Annotated in this window: 15 protein-coding genes; 8 read left to right on the top strand and 7 right to left on the bottom strand. The window is 58.2% G+C overall.

The genetic code is table 11. The features are described from left to right. The 3 genes from IQ273_RS18700 to moaA all read left to right on the top strand — a co-directional run. A partial coding sequence (locus IQ273_RS18700; protein WP_194024676.1) for a Rid family detoxifying hydrolase occupies positions 1-340 on the top strand: 340 nt, incomplete at its 5' end. Between the two features lie 87 nt (positions 341-427). Next, positions 428-1,126: a PspA/IM30 family protein gene (locus IQ273_RS18695; RefSeq protein ID WP_194024675.1), complete on the top strand. Its 699-nt coding sequence runs from the start codon at positions 428-430 to the stop codon at positions 1,124-1,126. Between the two features lie 212 nt (positions 1,127-1,338). Next, positions 1,339-2,325, top strand: a complete 987-nt coding sequence (gene moaA, locus IQ273_RS18690; protein WP_194024674.1) for a GTP 3',8-cyclase MoaA — start codon at positions 1,339-1,341, stop codon at positions 2,323-2,325. Here moaA and ilvA read toward each other — a convergent pair. Next, positions 2,322-3,833, bottom strand: a complete 1,512-nt coding sequence (gene ilvA / locus IQ273_RS18685; RefSeq protein WP_194024673.1) for a threonine ammonia-lyase, biosynthetic — start codon at positions 3,831-3,833, stop codon at positions 2,322-2,324. The genes moaA and ilvA overlap by 4 nt on opposite strands. A gap of 317 nt (positions 3,834-4,150) precedes the next feature. Between ilvA and IQ273_RS18680 the strand changes: the two genes are divergently transcribed. Together IQ273_RS18680 and IQ273_RS18675 are read left to right on the top strand one after the other, a co-directional pair. Beyond that, on the top strand, positions 4,151-6,451 hold the full coding sequence (locus tag IQ273_RS18680) for a hypothetical protein (RefSeq protein ID WP_194024672.1): 2,301 nt from the start codon (positions 4,151-4,153) through the stop codon (positions 6,449-6,451). A 428-nt stretch (positions 6,452-6,879) separates the two neighbouring features. Beyond that, a complete protein-coding gene (locus IQ273_RS18675; RefSeq protein WP_228053362.1) occupies positions 6,880-7,482 on the top strand; it encodes a hypothetical protein in 603 nt (200 codons plus the stop codon). A 284-nt stretch (positions 7,483-7,766) separates the two neighbouring features. Here the strand turns inward: IQ273_RS18675 and IQ273_RS18670 are convergent, their stop codons facing one another. Together IQ273_RS18670 and IQ273_RS18665 are read right to left on the bottom strand one after the other, a co-directional pair. Then, entirely contained in the window at positions 7,767-9,392 is a 1,626-nt protein-coding gene (locus tag IQ273_RS18670; protein ID WP_194024679.1) for a cation:proton antiporter, read from the bottom strand. 137 nt (positions 9,393-9,529) lie between these two features. Further along, a complete protein-coding gene (locus IQ273_RS18665; RefSeq protein WP_228053358.1) occupies positions 9,530-10,621 on the bottom strand; it encodes an App1 family protein in 1,092 nt (363 codons plus the stop codon). Positions 10,622-10,858: 237 nt separating this feature from the next. On the opposite strand from IQ273_RS18665, the gene IQ273_RS18660 reads away from it, so the two are divergent. Beyond that, positions 10,859-11,947, top strand: coding sequence for a thermonuclease family protein (locus IQ273_RS18660; protein WP_228053355.1), 1,089 nt, complete (start codon positions 10,859-10,861; stop codon positions 11,945-11,947). A 30-nt stretch (positions 11,948-11,977) separates the two neighbouring features. On the opposite strand, the gene IQ273_RS18655 is transcribed toward IQ273_RS18660, so the two are convergent. Next, positions 11,978-13,366 (bottom strand): FAD-dependent oxidoreductase, encoded by a 1,389-nt coding sequence (locus IQ273_RS18655; RefSeq protein WP_194024670.1) that lies wholly within the window; start codon positions 13,364-13,366, stop codon positions 11,978-11,980. A gap of 206 nt (positions 13,367-13,572) precedes the next feature. On the opposite strand from IQ273_RS18655, the gene IQ273_RS18650 reads away from it, so the two are divergent. Beyond that, the gene (locus tag IQ273_RS18650) at positions 13,573-15,228 is read left to right on the top strand and encodes a Ppx/GppA phosphatase family protein (RefSeq protein WP_228053354.1); all 1,656 of its coding nucleotides are present in this window, start codon (positions 13,573-13,575) and stop codon (positions 15,226-15,228) included. Between the two features lie 8 nt (positions 15,229-15,236). Here the strand turns inward: IQ273_RS18650 and IQ273_RS35395 are convergent, their stop codons facing one another. The 3 genes from IQ273_RS35395 to IQ273_RS18635 all read right to left on the bottom strand — a co-directional run bounded on the left by IQ273_RS35395 (position 15,237) and on the right by IQ273_RS18635 (position 16,770). Then, positions 15,237-15,947 (bottom strand): DUF948 domain-containing protein, encoded by a 711-nt coding sequence (locus IQ273_RS35395; protein WP_194024669.1) that lies wholly within the window; start codon positions 15,945-15,947, stop codon positions 15,237-15,239. A gap of 38 nt (positions 15,948-15,985) precedes the next feature. Further along, entirely contained in the window at positions 15,986-16,321 is a 336-nt protein-coding gene (locus IQ273_RS18640; RefSeq protein WP_194024668.1) for a YtxH domain-containing protein, read from the bottom strand. A gap of 95 nt (positions 16,322-16,416) precedes the next feature. After that, on the bottom strand, positions 16,417-16,770 hold the full coding sequence (locus IQ273_RS18635; RefSeq protein WP_194024667.1) for a hypothetical protein: 354 nt from the start codon (positions 16,768-16,770) through the stop codon (positions 16,417-16,419). Between the two features lie 226 nt (positions 16,771-16,996). Between IQ273_RS18635 and IQ273_RS18630 the strand changes: the two genes are divergently transcribed. Beyond that, a partial coding sequence (locus tag IQ273_RS18630) for a DUF1565 domain-containing protein (RefSeq protein ID WP_194024666.1) occupies positions 16,997-17,253 on the top strand: 257 nt, incomplete at its 3' end.

Raw genomic sequence — 17,253 nt, 5'->3', positions numbered from 1 at the left:
CTACAACCAGGCGGTGGCCGTGAGCGGGCAAATGCTCTTTGTCTCAGGTCAAATCGCCCTCGACCCCAGCACTAGCACACTAGTTGGCGAGGGAGATGTGGTGGCCCAAACCGAGCAGGTGATCGCCAACCTGAAGGCCATTCTGATCGCCGCCGGGGCTGACCTCGACAATGTCGTTAAAACCTCGGTGTTTCTCAAAGACATGAACGACTTTGCTACCGTCAACGAGGTCTATGCCAAGTACTTTGGGGGCGACCACGCCCCGGCTCGGGCCTGCGTCGAGGTGTCGCGCCTGCCCAAAGATGTTGACGTAGAGATTGAGTGCATCGCGGTGCTGTAGGGATGGTTCACGCCACACACTACGTTCCTACAGGCGCGTGAACCCGCCTGTTATGCTGTAGCAGATCACCCTCGTTGGAGAACGATCATGGGGCTGTTTGATCGGGTATGGCGAGTATTGCGGGCTAATCTCACGAGTGCCGTCAGCCAGGCCGAAGATCCCGAAAAGGTGCTGGAGCAAGCGATGGCCGATATGCAGGCCAATCTGATTCAGCTGCGCCAGGCGGTGGCTCAGGCGATCGCCACCCAAAAACGCACCGAGCGCCAGAGTGCTCAGGCCAAATCTACCGCCCAGGAATGGTACAACCGCGCCGAACTCGCCATTCAAAAGGGCGAAGAAGACCTGGCCCGCCAGGCCCTTACCCGTCGCCAGACCTATTTAGAATCGGCCCAGGCCATGGATGCCCAGCTCGATCAGCAGCGCGGTGTGGTGACTAGCCTCAAAGACAACATGCGGCGGCTAGAGGCCAAAATTGCCGACGCCCGCACCAAAAAAGACCTCTACATTGCCCGTGCCCGCTCCGCTGAAGCCTCCCAGCGCATTCAGGAAATGCTGGGGCAAACGGGTACTGGTGGCTCGATCGCCGCTTTTGAGCAAATGGAACAGCGGGTAATGGAGATGGAGTCTAAGGCCGAAGCCCTCGAAGAACTCAGCGGCGACCCTCTGGAGCGCCAGTTTGCGGCGTTAGAAGGCGGCTCAACTACGGTCGATAGTGAACTGGCCGCGATGAAAAATCGCTTAGCCGGTCCAGGGGGAGCGCCAGATAGTTTGCCGCCCTCAGCCTAGGTGAGCCCTTACCCGGTACGAGTCCTAGGACTCGACGGCTGAAATATGCTCACTATTCCGAATTGCTTGGCTCCCTAGCCCCCCTGCTCCCTAGCCCCCGGAGAATAGTATCTAAACTTGCGCCGAAGAGTACTAGCCTACGCCAGGTAACCCATAGGTTTTGGGTGAGGGTGTCATAATCTGAGGAACGCCACCCCTGGGACTGCTTCCCTATGCCAACCATTGACTATCTCCGCATCAGTCTTGTCGATCGCTGTAACTTTCAGTGCCAGTACTGCATGCCGGAGGGGGCCGACTTGCAGTACCTACCCCAAGGTGAATGGCTGACTCGCGCGGAGCTAACACAGCTGTTGCAGGAGGTGTTTATGCCCCTGGGGTTCTCCAACTTTCGGCTGACTGGGGGCGAGCCGCTAGTGCGGCCAGGGATTGTAGATATCGTGCGCGACATTGCCGCACTACCGGGCACAACGGATCTAGCCCTCACTACCAACGCCTTTTTGCTCCAGGGTCTGGCCCAAGATCTCTGGGATGCTGGGCTGCGGCGCATCAATATCAGCCTCGATTCGCTCGATCCCGTCATTTTTGATCAGATTGTCGGTGGTCGGGGAAAATCGCGCTGGCCTCAGGTCTGGGAAGGGATTCAAGCGGCGCACCGGGTCGGGTTCTCGCCGCTAAAGCTCAACGTGGTGGTAATTCCCGGCGTTAACGACCACGAAGTGCTCGATTTGGCGGCGCTCACCCTCGATCGCCAGTGGCACGTACGCTTTATTGAGTTTATGCCGATCGGCAACGACAGCCTGTTTGCCGAAAAGGGCTGGGTAGATTCGGCAACGCTGCGCGATCGCATTCGGCAGCGCTGGGGCCTAACCGACGGCGATGTGCTGGGCCACGGCCCAGCGGATGTGTTCCGAATTCCGGGCGCAAAGGGCACGGTGGGGTTTATTAGCCAGATGTCGGAGTGCTTCTGCGATCGCTGCAACCGCATGCGCCTGTCGGCGGACGGCTGGCTGCGCCCCTGCCTACTCAACGAAACCGGCCAGATCGACCTCAAAACTTCCCTGCGCCAGGGTGTCCCGACCGCAGAACTGAAGCACCAGGTAGCGGAATTGCTGGCTGCCAAGCCTGACATCAACTACAAAATGCGCCAGTCGGGCACCACTGGAGCCTACGGTCGCACCATGTCGCAAATCGGGGGCTAGCCCAAAAATAGCTTGTAGGCCGGGTTTTGGTTCTCATCCCAGTAGTGGTAGCCGAGGGTGTCGAGAAAACCCTGCCACTGCTCCATCTCATGCGGCGGTACCTGAATGCCGGTGACAATGCGGCCATAGTCAGATCCATTGTTGCGGTAGTGGAACAGGCTGATGTTCCAGTCGGGGCTCATAGCGTTAACGAACTTCATCAGTGCGCCGGGGCGTTCGGGAAACTCGAAGCGGTAGAGCAACTCGTCGTGAGCCAGGGGCGACTTCCCGCCGACCATGTGGCGCAGGTGCATTTTAGAGAGTTCATCGTCGGTCAGGTCCAGCGTCTTTAAGCCCTTAGCTTCAAATACCCGCGCCATGTTCTCGGCATCGGCGCGGCCCTGCACTTCCAGTCCAACAAAAATATGGGCCTCGTGGTTATCGGCAATGCGGTAGTTAAACTCCGTCAAGTTGCGGGTACCGATGCATTCGCAAAACGCCTTCAGGCTGCCCGGCGTTTCGGGGATAGTGACGGCAAAAATAGCCTCCCGATGTTCGCCAATTTCGGCTCGCTCGGCCACAAACCGCAGGCGGTCGAAGTTCATGTTGGCCCCGCAGGCGACGGCTACCAGGGTTTGGTCGGTGATGCCCTCGCGCTCGACATAGGCTTTGGCCCCGGCGATCGCCAGCGCCCCGGCCGGTTCCAAAATCGATCGCGTATCCTCAAACACATCTTTAATGGCGGCGCAAATGTCGTCGGTATTCACCAAAATAATGTCGTCTACGTACTGCTGGCAGAGGCGAAAGGTTTCTTCGCCCACCTGGCGCACGGCCACACCGTCGGCAAACAGCCCCACCTGGCTCAGCCGCACCCGCTCTCCAGCTTTCAGCGATCGCGCCATAGCATCGGCCTCGATCGGCTCCACGCCAATAATTTTGATCTCAGGCCGCAGCCGCTTAACGTAGGCGGCAATGCCCGAAATTAGCCCACCGCCGCCAATCGCTACAAAAATTGCGTGAATGGGCTGGGGGTGCTGCCGCAAAATTTCCATGCCAATAGTGCCCTGGCCCGCGATCACATCGGGGTCATCGAAGGGATGCACAAAGGTCAGGCCTTTTTCATCGGAAAGCTGGCGGGCGTGGGCGTAGGCATCGTCGTAGGTTTCGCCAAACAGCACCACCTCCCCGCCCCGCGCCTTGACTGCATTCACCTTCATCACGGGCGTCGTAGTGGGCATTACAATGATGGCGCGGGTGCCCAGCTGCTTGGCCCCCAGCGCCACCCCCTGGGCGTGGTTGCCCGCCGACGAGGCAATCACCCCCTGGGCCAGCTGTTCCGGCGACAGGTGGGCCATTTTGTTGTAGGCCCCCCGCAGCTTAAAGGAAAACACCGACTGCATATCTTCGCGCTTGAGCAGCAGGCGGTTTTGCAGGCGGGCCGACAGGCTAGGGGCCACCTCCAAAGGCGTTTCCTGCGCTACATCGTAAACTCGGGCGGTGAGAATGCGTTCGAGATAGTCGGTAGGCATTGCAGGGAAGGCGAAAGGATAAACCCATATTTTAGAGCGGGGATGGCCTCTACAAGGTATCAGGGGCTAGTCTCAGCGGTAAACGATTGGTACTTAACGGCGCAAGTTGGGTCACTATTGTCCACTATTCCGGCTCGCTTGGCTCCCTAGCTCCCCTGCTCCCTCGCGATTGGCAATATCACCACACCTATGCCGCTGTCTACTAGTGCGCTCTAAGGTTGACTGGGAGTTTGCGATCGCGACCAAAAACCCAACGCCCTGGGGATCGCAATTCCGTGTCCTACGATAGAGTTGCAGGTGACACTGGCGCAGTACCTATGCCCCTTCGCTCTTCGTTTCGCTCGCAGGCCCCTAACTCAAACGCTCCTGGTGCTGTACAGGTTTGGGTGGGCGCACGCCCTCGGCGGCTGGGGCGCTGGCTGGGAGTGCTGCTGGCCCTGGCTAGCTTGGGCGGCGGGCTAGCGCTGCTAGGGCTGAGCTTTCGGCTGGGGCTGCGACTCATGCTCGACCCCACGGCGTTACCCCAGGTGCTGGCACGGTTGCAGCGATCGCAGCAGGTGGCACTCCCCCCCGCGACCAGCCTGGAGGATCTGCGGCAGCAGGCGCTGGCGGCCCAGCAGCGGTTGGGCGAACTGTTGCCGCTAGGCACATCCGAGGCTGACGATAGCCGCACCCTGCTGGTGCCAGTGCTAGAGGCCGACTCGGAGGCCATTGTATCCCTCACGCTGCTGCAGGGAACAGGCCGCGATGACGAACTGAGCGCGATCGCATCCCTCACCATTCCGCCGCTCTCAAAAGACCTGGTGCTGGCTCCCTGGCTCAACAACTCCCAGGCACCGACCGCAGCTCCATCTAGCTTCACCTTTAACCAAGTGGTCACGCTGCCCGCTCCGCCGGTTGCCACCGACGGCGTCTGGCTCACCCTGGCAGGTACCTGGCAGCAGCAGGGCCTTACCCTGCGCTACGGCCACCTTGTCCACTACGACCCTCAAAATCAGCGGTTAGAATTGCTCAAACCCTGGAGCAGCCCCACCAACCGCCCGCCGCAGTGGGCCGACCTAGACGGGGATGGCCCCAGCGATTTGGTTATTGACGAAACCATAGGACTCGAGCCTGCTCTGCAGGGATGGCAGGTGATCGCGGGCGATACGCCGCGACTACAGACGGTGTCGTGGGTGCGCGTGCCTGGAAATGCTGGCGCTCAGGCCAGTGCCTACCAGCAGGCGCTGCGCCTGGCCCGAAGCGGTCTTTGGAGCCTAGCTGCGACCTCCCTGACCGATCTCAAAGCCGCTTTGGCCGAGGGCTGGACTCCCGCCGCAGAGGCTCAGCTCAGGCTGGCTGAGCGCCATGCCGCCATCACCCAACAGCAGGCCAATCAAGATTGGTCAACGCCAACCCAGCAGGTGATGGCTCTGCTGATTGATGGCCGCTGGGAGGCCGCCCTTACTCAAGTCGAGGCCAACCCCGACCTGCTGCCGACCTTGATCAATCGCTTGGCAACCGATCGGGGCCGCATGTGGAACCGAATTAGCGCGGCGGCGGCGCGGCCCGCCCCAGAACCGGCGGTGTACGTATGGGGCGGCCTAGCCCTGAAGGCTCAACAAAACCAGCCCACTAGCCTGGATGGAGCGACCCAGGACTGGCTGACGCGTCAGCCGGTGCCCGCCGCCACCCGCCAGCGACTCAATCGAATGCTAATAGCGCTGGCTAGCTCCCAGAGTCAAACCAGCGCCAGCGCCAGGGCCAGCGAAAAGAATAGTGCTACGAACCAGGAGGCGATCGCGCCTGCTCAAACTACAGGAACCGGGGCGATCGCGATCGCTCCGCTGGAGGTCATCATTGGTGAGGCCAGGCCTATTCCTGCTCCCCAGGCCGGGTACGCTGCACCGGGCCAAACCCTCGATCCTTCCCTGGGTCAGTGGTATGCCGTTGAGCTACGGGCCGCTCAGCAAAATCAAACCTGGCAGCAGAGCAGCCTTTCGGTATCCTCGGAGGTCACTCCAGCAGCCCTGTGGCCTGTAGTACAGCCTGCCGCCCAGGCCGCGCCGCAGGTTCTGCGCTGGGTCACGCCCACCACCGGTATACCCGCCCCCCTCACCATTCGGGGGCTAAGGCTAACCGACGGCATTCCCACCTTGCTAGCCACTGGCCCAACCGTAACCACATCAGCGCTGCCGCCGCTGGTATTCTCCCAAGGAGCGCTAACGTGGCTCGACGCCAGCCAGCGGCAGCGACCTGATGCCCAAGCCATTTTGACCCCTGTGGGAGCGGCTCTCTTTGGCAACCAGCCGCTCCCGACGGAGCTTGCGGGAACGCTAACCAACTTGGCTCAGCACAGTCTTGACCTGACTGGCAATGGCCAGCCCGAGCGAGTGCTGACCTGGAGTGAAGCCGCCCAAGCCCAGCTAGCCCAGTGGCAGGTGCCGGTAGACCAGTCATTCCCTAAAACCGTGATTGTGACCTCAAGCAATCAGGTAATTTACAACGATTTGTTTAACCCTCAAACGGTGGTGGCTCTGACTAATCCCACCCTGGGCGGCCCTATGGGGCTGCTAGTGCATCGGGCTGAGGGATATACGTTACTGATTTGGAACGCCACAAGCAATCGATTTGAGTAGCGTGGTTTGAGCAGGTTTTCGTAAAGCACTGGCAGCATTGCCAATGCTTGCTGACGCTGGCCAAAGCAAAAAAGTACTGTTTGCCTATGTTTAGAATCAATCTAAGCTCAGCCTGTAGCTTAACCCTGCCTACCCTTTGGAAGAGAACATCTTACTTATCATCCCTGGCGAATGGCAGATGTCAATTCAAAGGCAGTTGACGATAATGTAATTGCTTTCGCGTTGTCCTACTGATCGCAAACGACCCAACTTAAACGCCCAAAACTAGTCTTAAGACTTCATCCATACTCACTCCATAGCTTTTCTGAAGTCTCCTTCACGGTAGGTTGAGTCGTTGGCATTTTGAGGATGTTTTTCAAGCAGACGTGAAAACTTTTTCTGAATAATCGAAAAATCTTACTGTTTACTGTAGTTCTAAAAGAGGCCTAATGAAATTACGCACACCTCGTCCCAAACAAATGATTCCGCTCTTTATGCTGCTGATGGTGATGCCATTGGGAGCTTGCCGTGTGGAGCAAGAAGAAACCGGCAGTTTGCCGAATGTAGATGTTGAAGTAGAACCCGGCAATTTACCTGAATATGATATTCAGGGACCCGATGTTAACGTCGGGGTTACAGAACGAACCGTCACAGTCCCTAGAGTAGTGGTGGTTCAGGAAGAGGAATCTGTCCAGGTTCCCTACATTGACGTTGATTTGCCCGGTGCAGATCGAATTGAGCGCACCATTACCCCAGAAATTGAAGTGCCTTCAGCCGGTTATGACCTGACCATACAGGGGATTTATGCCGTCAACAACGAACTTTGGGTTGTGTCTCAGCTCGATGAAGTAGATGCCAGCGCCCCCGCAGCCGCTGTGCGAGTTTCCGATCGCGTTGTGCTAAATGCGCCGGATATGCCAGTGCGCCACTTTATTATCGGTGAACGCCCCGAGGGGACTTTCAACGAACAATATACGTTCATTGACAGCCGCGAAGAAATTTCGCCTGAGCTGAATGCTGGTCGCCAACTCTATGATCAAGCTACGACCTAAGCTGGAGTGAGTTTTAGTAACTGTAGGGTGGGCACCGCCCACCATTCGGGAAACTATTTTCTAGAAATCGGTTAAGCCTAGGAGAGTCTTGGCAATAGATTGCGCAAGCTAGATAGCTATGGGCAATCGCTAAGGGGCTAAACGGTTGGAATAGTTGAATATTCCAGCTATGCGGTTTTAGAAGTAGGAGTCAAGCTAGCGATCGCGCTGTTCGACTGAATTGGTCTCACCCTAGCAGGCTCCTGGCTTAGGTTAGCTAGATGTCTCGTATGACCACAACAGCGCTAAAGTAGGGTTTGGCCACCGACCACCAGCACCGGCAGCGGACTGGTTTCTAGCACCGTACGCGACACCGAACCCAGCAATGTTTCCTCCAGAGCATTGCTGCTCCGTTTGCCCAAGATAATTTCCGTCACCGCGTAGTCTTGAGCGATCGTCACAATTAGCTCTGACACTACCCCAGTCCTAATCTCCAGCTGGTGGCGAATATCAACCAAACGCTGCCGGGTCAACGTTCGTAGATGGGCGAGTCCTTGAGGATCGTCTAGCTGCACGACATGCAGCACAATCACCTCACCATCGCTGCGGCGAGCTAGTTCTGCCGCCTTCGCCAGCACTAGGGTGGCTACGGGCGAGGTATCTACTGCGGCCAGCAGCACAGTGCGGTGAGCCACCGTCACCCTGGTGGGGTCTACTTCACCCCGCTCTAGCAAAAGCGGGGCAAAAGTGGGGATTGCCCAAGCCCCCAAGGGTGCGGTGACGAGAATAGAGAGGGCCGCGATCGCCAGTATCTGCTCTCCCCCAGCAATGCCCTGGGCCAGGGGAATGGCCCCGATCGCCGCCTGCACAGTTGCTTTAGCCGAGTTGCCCGGCAGTAAAAACAGCCGCTCAGACCAGGTCCAGTTGCTGCCCATGGTCGAGAGGTACCAGCCCAAGCCCCGCCCCACCAGAGTGCCAGCCGCCAAAATCAGCAGCCCGACCACCACCGTATGGCCCAAAACCTGGAGCTGAATACTGGCCCCCAGCAGCACAAACAACACAATCTGCGCCACCACCCACAGCCCATCAAATCCGCCCCGCAGTCGGCGGGCCAGAGGAGCATTTAGCTCAATCAAAAAAAAGCCGGTGGCCATCACCGCCAAATAGCCCGAAAATACCGGCACCGCCTGGGCCAGCACCACTAGCCCAAGCGCCAAACTGGCCACTACCAAAGCGTCTTGCACAGCATTTTGAGTCCAGTTTTGGCGGGCCAGCAGCTGCACTAGCAGCCGCGCCAGCAGCCAGCCCAGAGCCACACCCAAAATAATTTGAATCCCAATTTGAAAGGGCAGCAGTAGTAACGGGCTAAGCGTCACGGCCCCCAAAGTGAAGCTTCCAGCCGACTCCTGGTTCAAGAAAGCCAGTAGCAGGCTAAACACCAGCAGCAGCAGCACATCCGACAGAGCACTGCCGGTCAAAATCGCGTCGGGGATGCCTTTGGCTACGCCCCAGCCCAGGCTTTTGAGCCGCAGCATAGCCGGTACAATCACGGCGGGTGACTCGGCCCCGACCACACAACCCAGCAGCAGCCCGGTCGCCAGGTCAAACTTAAGCAGCCACACGGCCGCCAGAGCCACAGCGATCGCCTCACAGGTCGCAGGCAAAAACCCCAGCCGCAGCGCTACACTGCCCTGCTGTAACATTTTTTCGCGATCGAGGCCCAGCCCTGCCTTCATCAAAATCACCATCACCGCTATGGTGCGAAGGCCATCAGCGGCGGCGAGTGTGCCTGGGCTGAGCCAGTTTTGCCCCTGAGGCCCCAGGGCTATGCCTGCTAGCAGCATACCCACCAGCGCCGGAGCCCTAAGCCGCTCTGCCACCTGCCCGGCAAAAAAGCCCACCAGCAAAATTAAAATAATGCTCTCCAGCATGGCCCGGTTTACTAAATCGTCCCAATATACCGCGAGCAATTGGTAGTTTTGGGGCCGTTCGTACCCCCTTTGCCAATGGGGCGCACCCAGACAGGTGGGATAAAAATGCAATGGTCTACAACGGCTCAATCAATGCCTCAATCGCTAATCCAGCCCTGGGCGATCGCGTGCTCCATGGCCACCTGGGTTTCGGGAAATACAACAAATTCACAGCCTGCCGCTTTGACTTGCTCAGCGATCGCCGCTAAGTCGTGCTGACGTTTAGCATCCTTAGGCGTGACGTTACGAATATAAATAGCCAGAATGCGATCGGGATAATCGTTAAGCAGCTGCTGATAGATCCACGGATCTTTTTGGCCGCTGTCGCCAATCAAAATAAAAGGGAGGTGAGAAAGATCGTCCAAAATTGGCGCAATTTGCTCTATTTTGTGGCTTTCGTGGTCAAAAGACAGCAGGTTGGCGGGCGACAATTCAATATCTCTCAGCAAAATCGAGCCACAGGGAATGTGGTTAAAATCCATAAATTTCTCAAACAGGTCATACATGTTCCAGGCACTGCTGGATACATAAAAAATTGGGTTTTTGTTGTCGTCTTCGGTCGATTCCTTACCGGCCTGTCCCTGCTGTAAGGCGTGGTAAAACTTGGCTACCCCCGCAAATGGACGACGAGTACGTTCGTTGCCAAGGTAAGCAATGCGAATCATTTTGAGCAAATCGGTGGCCGCCGTGTGCATGATCGTGTCATCAATATCACTAATCACGCCAAACTGGGCGCGTTCTGATACCACCATAATTTCACTATCTACTTTGACAGGTTCAGAATGCTGCGGCAGGGGTTCGAGTAATTCTAAGGTGATTGGCTGCCAGAGCTGACCTCCTGTCTGAACCGCATCATCAAGCTGATCAGACAGTTTAAATTCGACGTTAAAATACCCTTCCTCGTCAGTTACAACCTCTTGCTGGGCTGCACCAAAGTAGGCGCGCACGCGCGCACCGGCAACTTCGTCTGACTCAAAGCGGCGATACATATTGCGAATATTTTTCCAGACCGAGGCGTCTTCTTCCCGTAGTTTAATGCCCTGATCCTGCAGCACCCGTCCCTTTAAATGCAGGCACTCGGGAGTACCATAGCCCCGGTAAGACATGACACACATCGGGTCTTCTTCGAACCCCAGCAGATCAGAAATCTTTTGTTTAACTGCGCCGTTGAAGTCATCGAGGTGACCCATTGCAGCCGAGATCAAGCGAATACCCTGCATTGTGGTGTCAACCTCAGCATTAAACTTCTTGCGGCTAAGCTAGCGCAATTTTTTCCTATTAACCTCTTCCCAACTGCTGATCAGCTTTACTAGCCAGCGCGACTAAGCGCAATGCTGCGAATCGATCGCCCTATTGGTACTTGGGCCGAGTATCCTTGGTATACAGGGTGACATTTTGTAAGATGAGTAATTGACCGGCCCTCGACTATGTCTCAACCCTGTAAGCGACATTATTTAGCGCCTCTGATCGTAAAAATACCGGCACTGGGACTGCTGCTGTGGATGGCGGGATGCTCGGCATTGCCCAATTTGGGGGCAGTAGACAATCTGTTTCAAAAGACCAATCCACAGATCGGTACGGTGGCTGAGGCCGATCGGCAAAGCATTTCACCGCCTCAAGAAGCTAACCAGGAAGCGCAGTGGCAACAGCGCTACAGTCAGGCTCTAGAGCTGGGAATGGCCGCTGCAGTAGCCACCCAAACCGCTGAATCAGCCAGCGATTGGCAACAGGTGGAGGAACAGTGGCAACAGGCGATCGCCCACCTGAGCGCCATTCCCGGCGACAGCGATCGCTTTGCTACCGCCCAGCAAAAGCGCCAGGAGTACGAAGCAAACTTGGCCTACGCTGCCCAGGCTGCCGCCGCTAAAACTTTACCCACCGCCACCGTGCTCTCGGTGGGCGACGGCGATACGCTGCGGGTGCAGGGGCAAAGTGGCCCAGTGACGATTCGCGTCGCCTGCATTGACGCGCCTGAAACCAGGCAGCCTTTTGGCGCAGAAGCCTCGCTACGGCTGCGGCAGCTGCTCTCGACTGGGCAACCCGTGGAGGTGCGGGCGATTGAGCGCGATCGCTACGATCGCACCGTGGCCGAAATTTATAGCGGTGGCCAGTCGGTGGGCCTACAGCTGGTGCGCGAAGGCTACGCCGTTGTGTACTCGCAATACCTAGACGGCTGCGCCGCTACCGCCAGCGACTACCGCCAGGCCGAAGCCGCCGCCCGCGCCGCCCGCCTGAATTTCTGGAATCAGCCCAACCCCACCATGCCCTGGGACTTTCGGCGGGGCGCGGCAGCGTCAGAGTCCTCCGGGTCTCAACCACCGACTGTAGCGCCATCGCCCGCTACCCCACCGCCCACGGCGGCTTCAAGCAGCCTACCCGCCTGCACTTCCGGTGACTGCGACTGTGGTGACTTCGCCACTTGGGAACAGGCTCAGGCTGTATTAGAAGCTTTTCCTGGCGACCCCCACCGACTCGACGGCGACGATGACGGGGTTGCCTGCGAAAGCCTGCGCTAGTGGCCCTGGTGGGGCAAATGGCATTTGCCCCTACCGCGATCGCCGCCAGTTAAACCAGTTCTCGGCCCAGTCGCGCCGCCAGGTGCCGGGTTGCCAGCGCTGCTGCTGCCAGGTGCTTACCATCAGAGGCAAAATAGCCGCCAGGCTGTGGGGTAGCGTCGGCAGGCGCTCAAGCTGGTGCAGAGGAATGCCCTGCTGTATGGCCAATGCCAGGGTGTGGATGAGTTCGCTGGCACCGGGGCCGCAAATCTGAGCGCCCACAATCTGCCCATTGGCACGCACCACCCAGCGGCAAAAGCCAGTGACATCGTTGCCATGGTGAGCTTTGAGAAGTTGGCCAAAGGGCACTTGTAACACCCTGGCCTCGCTACCGTACCAGCGGTGGGCCTGGGTGGCGGTCAAGCCCAGGCGAGCGTACTCCGGCGTGGTGTGCAGCAGGGCCGGACGATTCCGCAGGGGCAGCTTGCGCCACGGTAGGTAAAGGATATTGCGCAGGGCGATCGCGACGTCTTGATGATCAATGGTTTCAGCCCAGTGGCCACCGATCGCCGGGCCGCAGGCAAAGACGCGGGAGTGGGCGGTCGCAAGGCGATCGTCTACGGGCAGGGCCGTGGTAATGCCGTGGGTGGTGCGGGGCCGAATGCCAATGCTGCCTAAATTGAGGCTGTTCAGAAGAGGATGGGCAGAGGTGGCAATCAGCAAGGTCTGGGCGGCGATCGCACTGCCATCGGTGAACAAGAGTTCGACGTCGTTTTTGTGGTGAATGGCGTCTAGCTGAGTTTCTAACCTAAGAGTTACCCCCGCAGCTTCCAGCAGGACCGCAATAAAAGCCGACAGATCAGCATCTTCGGTAGGAAGAAGGGTGCTCCCCCGACTGACTAGAGTCGTGTGGGTGCCGAGCCGAGCGAGAGCTTGAGCCAGTGCGATCGCGGCCCCACTGCGCCCCAAAACAATCGCGGTTTCCGGCAGCGCCTCCAGGTCTAGCAGGGTATCTAGCGTGACATAGGGAGCCTCTGCCAAACCAGGAATGTCGGGTATGGTGACGTCGGTACCGGGGGCTAGCAGGTAGCCGCGCGACCTCAGCCGTCGGGTCAGGGTCGTCACCGCCAGCTGGGGACGAGGGCTAAACTGACCCGGCTCCAGCACCACATCTACGCCACTAGTCGCCAGGCGATCGAGACTCAAGTGGGGGTAGGCCACCGCTTCTAGCGCTCTGACCTGATGCTGCAAGCGATGCCAGTCAGCCCCTGGGGATGCTGACGCCAGCGCAGTAAGCACGATCTGACGACGAATGCGTCTATCTACCGACCCCAGTGGCTCGACCAGAGCGACCCGCGCCCCCTCGCGCGCCGCCAGAGCCGCCGCTTCGCGCCCCTGCACCGTGCCGCCCAGAATCACCCCATCGTAGTCAGCGGTCATGATCTCCCCATTGTGGTGTTTGTTCCCCTGAGTTTAACGATGAAGGACTCAACGGTTGCAACTCATCCCTCACTTCCCCCTACCCATCGACACAGCCCCCATACAGCCCCCATCGACTTAATTAAACCCTGAGTAAAGTTTTTCCGCCGTCCTGATGGGGTGCAACCAGGCAGGTAAGATCTGAGACAAAGCAGCATGGGCGCACTATGACAGGTACTACCTCGATTCGCGAGTCGAGCTCCGTAATGACAGACTTTGCCAACTTTGCCCCGCCAGAAATCACCGGCGATCGCATCCTCGCGGCCATTGATGTGGGCACTAACTCGATTCACATGGTGGTGGTCAAAATTCAGCCCGACCTGCCCGCCTTCACCATTGTCGATCGCGAAAAGGAGACGGTGCGCCTGGGCGACTTTAACGAGTCAACTGGCGGGCTGTCGGAAGCGGCCATGGAGCGAGCGGTTAAGGCGCTAAAACGGTGCTGTGCGATCGCCACGAGCCTCAAAGCCGAAGACATTGTTGCCGTGGCCACCAGCGCCGTGCGGGAAGCCAGTAATGGCCCAGCGTTTATTGAACGGGTTTACGCCGAAGTCGGCCTCGCCATCAACCTGATCTCGGGCACAGAAGAAGCCCGCCGTATCTATCTGGGCGTGCTCTCGGGCGTGGAGTTCAACGGCGAACCCCACGCTATTATCGACATTGGCGGCGGCTCTACCGAGCTGATTTTGGGCACGGGCGAACCCCACCGTTTTCTCAGCAGCACCAAGGTAGGGGCGGTGCGGCTGACCGCTCAGTTTATTTCCACCGACCCGATTTCAGATCCTGAGTTCAGCACCCTACAAGCCTACGTGCGGGGCATGATCGAGCCCAACACCACCAGGCTTAAATCTCACCTCCAGCCGGAAGAACCGATCCAGCTGATGGGCACGTCGGGCACAATTGAGTGCTTAGCTGGCCTGATTGCCAGCGAGCGTCTCGGTCTGGTGCCCGACCCCCTCAACGGCTTTCAGATCACCTACGAAGAAGTCTCGCACCTGGTCAAAACTCTGCGCCAGGCCACCTGCGCCGAGCGGCTGGCTATGCCAGAAATGTCGTCGCGGCGGGCCGAGATTATTGTGGCGGGGGCGGTGATTTTGCAAGAGACCATGAGGCTGCTGAACGCCGATCGCATTACCATCTGCGAGCGCGCCCTGCGGGAAGGGGTGGTGGTCGACTGGATGCTCACCCACGGTCTAATCGAAGACCGAATGCAGTTTCAAAAGTCGGTGCGGCAGCGCAACATTCTCAAAACCGCTAAAAAATACAAGGTGCACCTCGATCGCTCCGAGCGGGTGGCCCAGTTCGCCATGGATTTGTTTGAGCAGACTCGGGGCAGTCTGCACACCTGGGGCAATTTAGAAAAAGAGCTGCTTTGGTCCGCCGCCATTCTGCACAATTGCGGTCACTTTATCAGCCACTCATCGCACCACAAGCATTCCTACTATCTGATTCGCCACGGCGAGCTGCTGGGCTATACCGAAACCGAGCTAGAAGTGATCGCCAACATCGCCCGCTACCACCGCAAAAGCGCCCCAAAGAAAAAACACGACAACTACCGCAATCTGCCCACCCGCTACCACCGCCAAATGGTTACCCACCTCAGCGCTCTGCTGCGGCTGGCGGTTGCCCTCGATCGCCGGGGTATTGGCGCGGTCAAGCGCATTCACTGCCACTTTGACGCCGATGCCCACCTGCTCAATATGGAGGTAAAAGCCGCCTACTCCGACGACGACTGCGCCTCAGAACTGTGGAACCTGAACTACAAAAAAGACTACTTTGAGCAGGTGTTTGAAGTGAAGCTACTGGCCCGACTGCTCAACTGAGCTCAAATTTAATCAAGATTGGCCTGGCGGCTCACCTCTTGGGGCCATCGCCGGGACGGTGCATCGGTGGCTTCCGGGTCACCGTAATCAGCTGGGAGTGCTTCCGGGCGGGGTTCGGGCGCAGTACGGCGGGAGGTTTCGTCTAGCTGAGGGACCGAGCCACTGCCGGGAAGGGCGCGATCGCGGGTCTGTTCGCTACCGTCAGCACCCGAGTCGAGCGGGGTCAAAGCATCGTCTGGAGCAGCCTCTAGCTGAGAACGGCGGCGCTCTGGGGCTGGGGAGGCTGAGGATTGAGGTTGAGAGAGAGCAGGACTTTCGCGGTTAGCTCGCTTGTTTTGCGATCGCGGCGATGGCGCATCATTAGTCAAGACTCGCCAGGCCGCTTTAGCCCCAGTCAATAGGCTCTTGGTGCCCGTATTCAAGCGCTTGGCCCCGGTCTGGGCGGTGGTAATGCTCTTGTTTACCTGCTGCACCACCTGCCCAGCACTCTGAACGCCTTCGGTAACATCGTCAGTCAGCTCGGTAATTTCTAGCCCAGTGAGGCGAATGGCCTCCAGAGTGGGGGGTAGCTCACGACCCAGCGTATCGAAAAACTTCTCGGCACTGCGGGCGGCTCGACCCAGTTCGCGCATGGCGGGTATGGCCACCATCAGCACCGCCGTCAAGCTAATGACGACTAGCAAAAACGATAGGGCTAGCCAAAACAGCGGGTCAGCCAAAACAGATGCTCCTATTCCTGGTGCGCCTACTCCTAGAGTTACTCCTGAGTAGACCCATTCGTCACCACGGGCGCGGCCTGGCTCAGCTGGTCATACTCCTGACGGCTGGCCTCTTGCCCAGCCGCGATCGCCTCCCGCAGACGGGTAAGGGTGTGTTCCCAGTTGACTAGGGCCGTCTCTGAGAGGCGATTGGCCTGTAGGTGTACCGAGGTTGAAAGATCTTCCACCAGCTCAGGCAGGGCATCAGCAGACTTTTTCAGAATGCGACGGGTTTCGCGCCCGGTGCGGGGGGCCACCAGCAGGCCTGCTACAGCACCCATAGCGGCCCCTAGCATCAGTCCGCCAACGAACCCTCCCGATTGCTTGTCGCTCATGGTGTTTTTGTCCTATGGGTAGCCAAATCTTTGCCCCGTCCATTACCAAGCCAGCAACGACCTCAACCATTGTACTGGTGAGGGCCAGGGGAATCCTATCGTCTTTTAGACAGAGCCATTTTAATCTTAGGATTGGGACGACGCCCCCGTACTCTGATCCAGCGATTGGCCATGGGCAAAAGGTTCACGATTCCCATCACCTGCTCTAGTCGCAGCAGCTGGAACTGGAGCAGGCTATAGCTCTGCCGCAGGTAGGCTGTTCCCGACTGGCCGCGCAAAATCGCGGGGGGAATAACTGCCGGATCGAGAATCTTATGGGCTTTGCGATCCCAGTTGACCAGGGCATCGGCAGCGGCCCCTAGAGTTTTGCTCAACCGCCATAGCCGCCAGGCTACGTAAAAGCAAAACAGCGCAACGACCAAATTTAGGCTAACGGCAAGCGCAATCACAACTTTCGCCCTATCCTTTTAACTTGGCTAGATCATAACGATATTCTGGCATAAGGGATGCGCCTCAAAATAAAGTACCAGCTAGAGTAGCTACTCCATAATAGATTTCCGCCTGCGCGGGAATGACGTTGGGACTTTATTAATTTTCGAGTCCCTAACGGTATGTTGGCATAGCGACATTCTGAACCAACCGCCGTCATTGTGCTGTCGTTAGGGCGTTTTTCCGTTGGATACCATTGCTAAAACCCTAGATGTAGACCCCAGCCGGGGGGTAGATGAACCCTCGGGCCGCCCTCACATGCCTCACAAAACCCTGACGGTGGCGTTGGGGGCGGCCCAGGGCAACACCCTGATTAAGCTAGCTCCCGGCACCTACAGCGCCGCTACGGGGGAACGATTCCCCATCACCGTGCCCAATGGGGTGATGATCGCCGGGCAGGAGGCCACCCAGGGCCAGGGGATTGTGATCGCGGGGGGTGGAGC

The organism is Nodosilinea sp. LEGE 07298 (assembly GCF_015207265.1).
In the GTDB taxonomy this organism is placed as follows: domain Bacteria; phylum Cyanobacteriota; class Cyanobacteriia; order Phormidesmidales; family Phormidesmidaceae; genus Nodosilinea.
Note: the sequence above shows the minus strand (reverse complement) of the source record. Positions and strands in the feature narration are given on the sequence as shown.

What these genes read in the sequence shown, in the direction of transcription:
- IQ273_RS18695 (WP_194024675.1), top strand. Translation starts at nt 428, where the DNA reads ATGGGGCTGTTTGATCGGGTATGGCGAGTATTGCGGGCTAATCTCACG.
- moaA (WP_194024674.1), top strand. Translation starts at nt 1,339, where the DNA reads ATGCCAACCATTGACTATCTCCGCATCAGTCTTGTCGATCGCTGTAAC.
- ilvA (WP_194024673.1), bottom strand. Translation starts at nt 3,833, where the DNA reads ATGCCTACCGACTATCTCGAACGCATTCTCACCGCCCGAGTTTACGAT.
- IQ273_RS18680 (WP_194024672.1), top strand. Translation starts at nt 4,151, where the DNA reads ATGCCCCTTCGCTCTTCGTTTCGCTCGCAGGCCCCTAACTCAAACGCT.
- IQ273_RS18675 (WP_228053362.1), top strand. Translation starts at nt 6,880, where the DNA reads ATGAAATTACGCACACCTCGTCCCAAACAAATGATTCCGCTCTTTATG.
- IQ273_RS18670 (WP_194024679.1), bottom strand. Translation starts at nt 9,392, where the DNA reads ATGCTGGAGAGCATTATTTTAATTTTGCTGGTGGGCTTTTTTGCCGGG.
- IQ273_RS18665 (WP_228053358.1), bottom strand. Translation starts at nt 10,621, where the DNA reads ATGGGTCACCTCGATGACTTCAACGGCGCAGTTAAACAAAAGATTTCT.
- IQ273_RS18660 (WP_228053355.1), top strand. Translation starts at nt 10,859, where the DNA reads ATGTCTCAACCCTGTAAGCGACATTATTTAGCGCCTCTGATCGTAAAA.
- IQ273_RS18655 (WP_194024670.1), bottom strand. Translation starts at nt 13,366, where the DNA reads ATGACCGCTGACTACGATGGGGTGATTCTGGGCGGCACGGTGCAGGGG.
- IQ273_RS18650 (WP_228053354.1), top strand. Translation starts at nt 13,573, where the DNA reads ATGACAGGTACTACCTCGATTCGCGAGTCGAGCTCCGTAATGACAGAC.
- IQ273_RS18640 (WP_194024668.1), bottom strand. Translation starts at nt 16,321, where the DNA reads ATGAGCGACAAGCAATCGGGAGGGTTCGTTGGCGGACTGATGCTAGGG.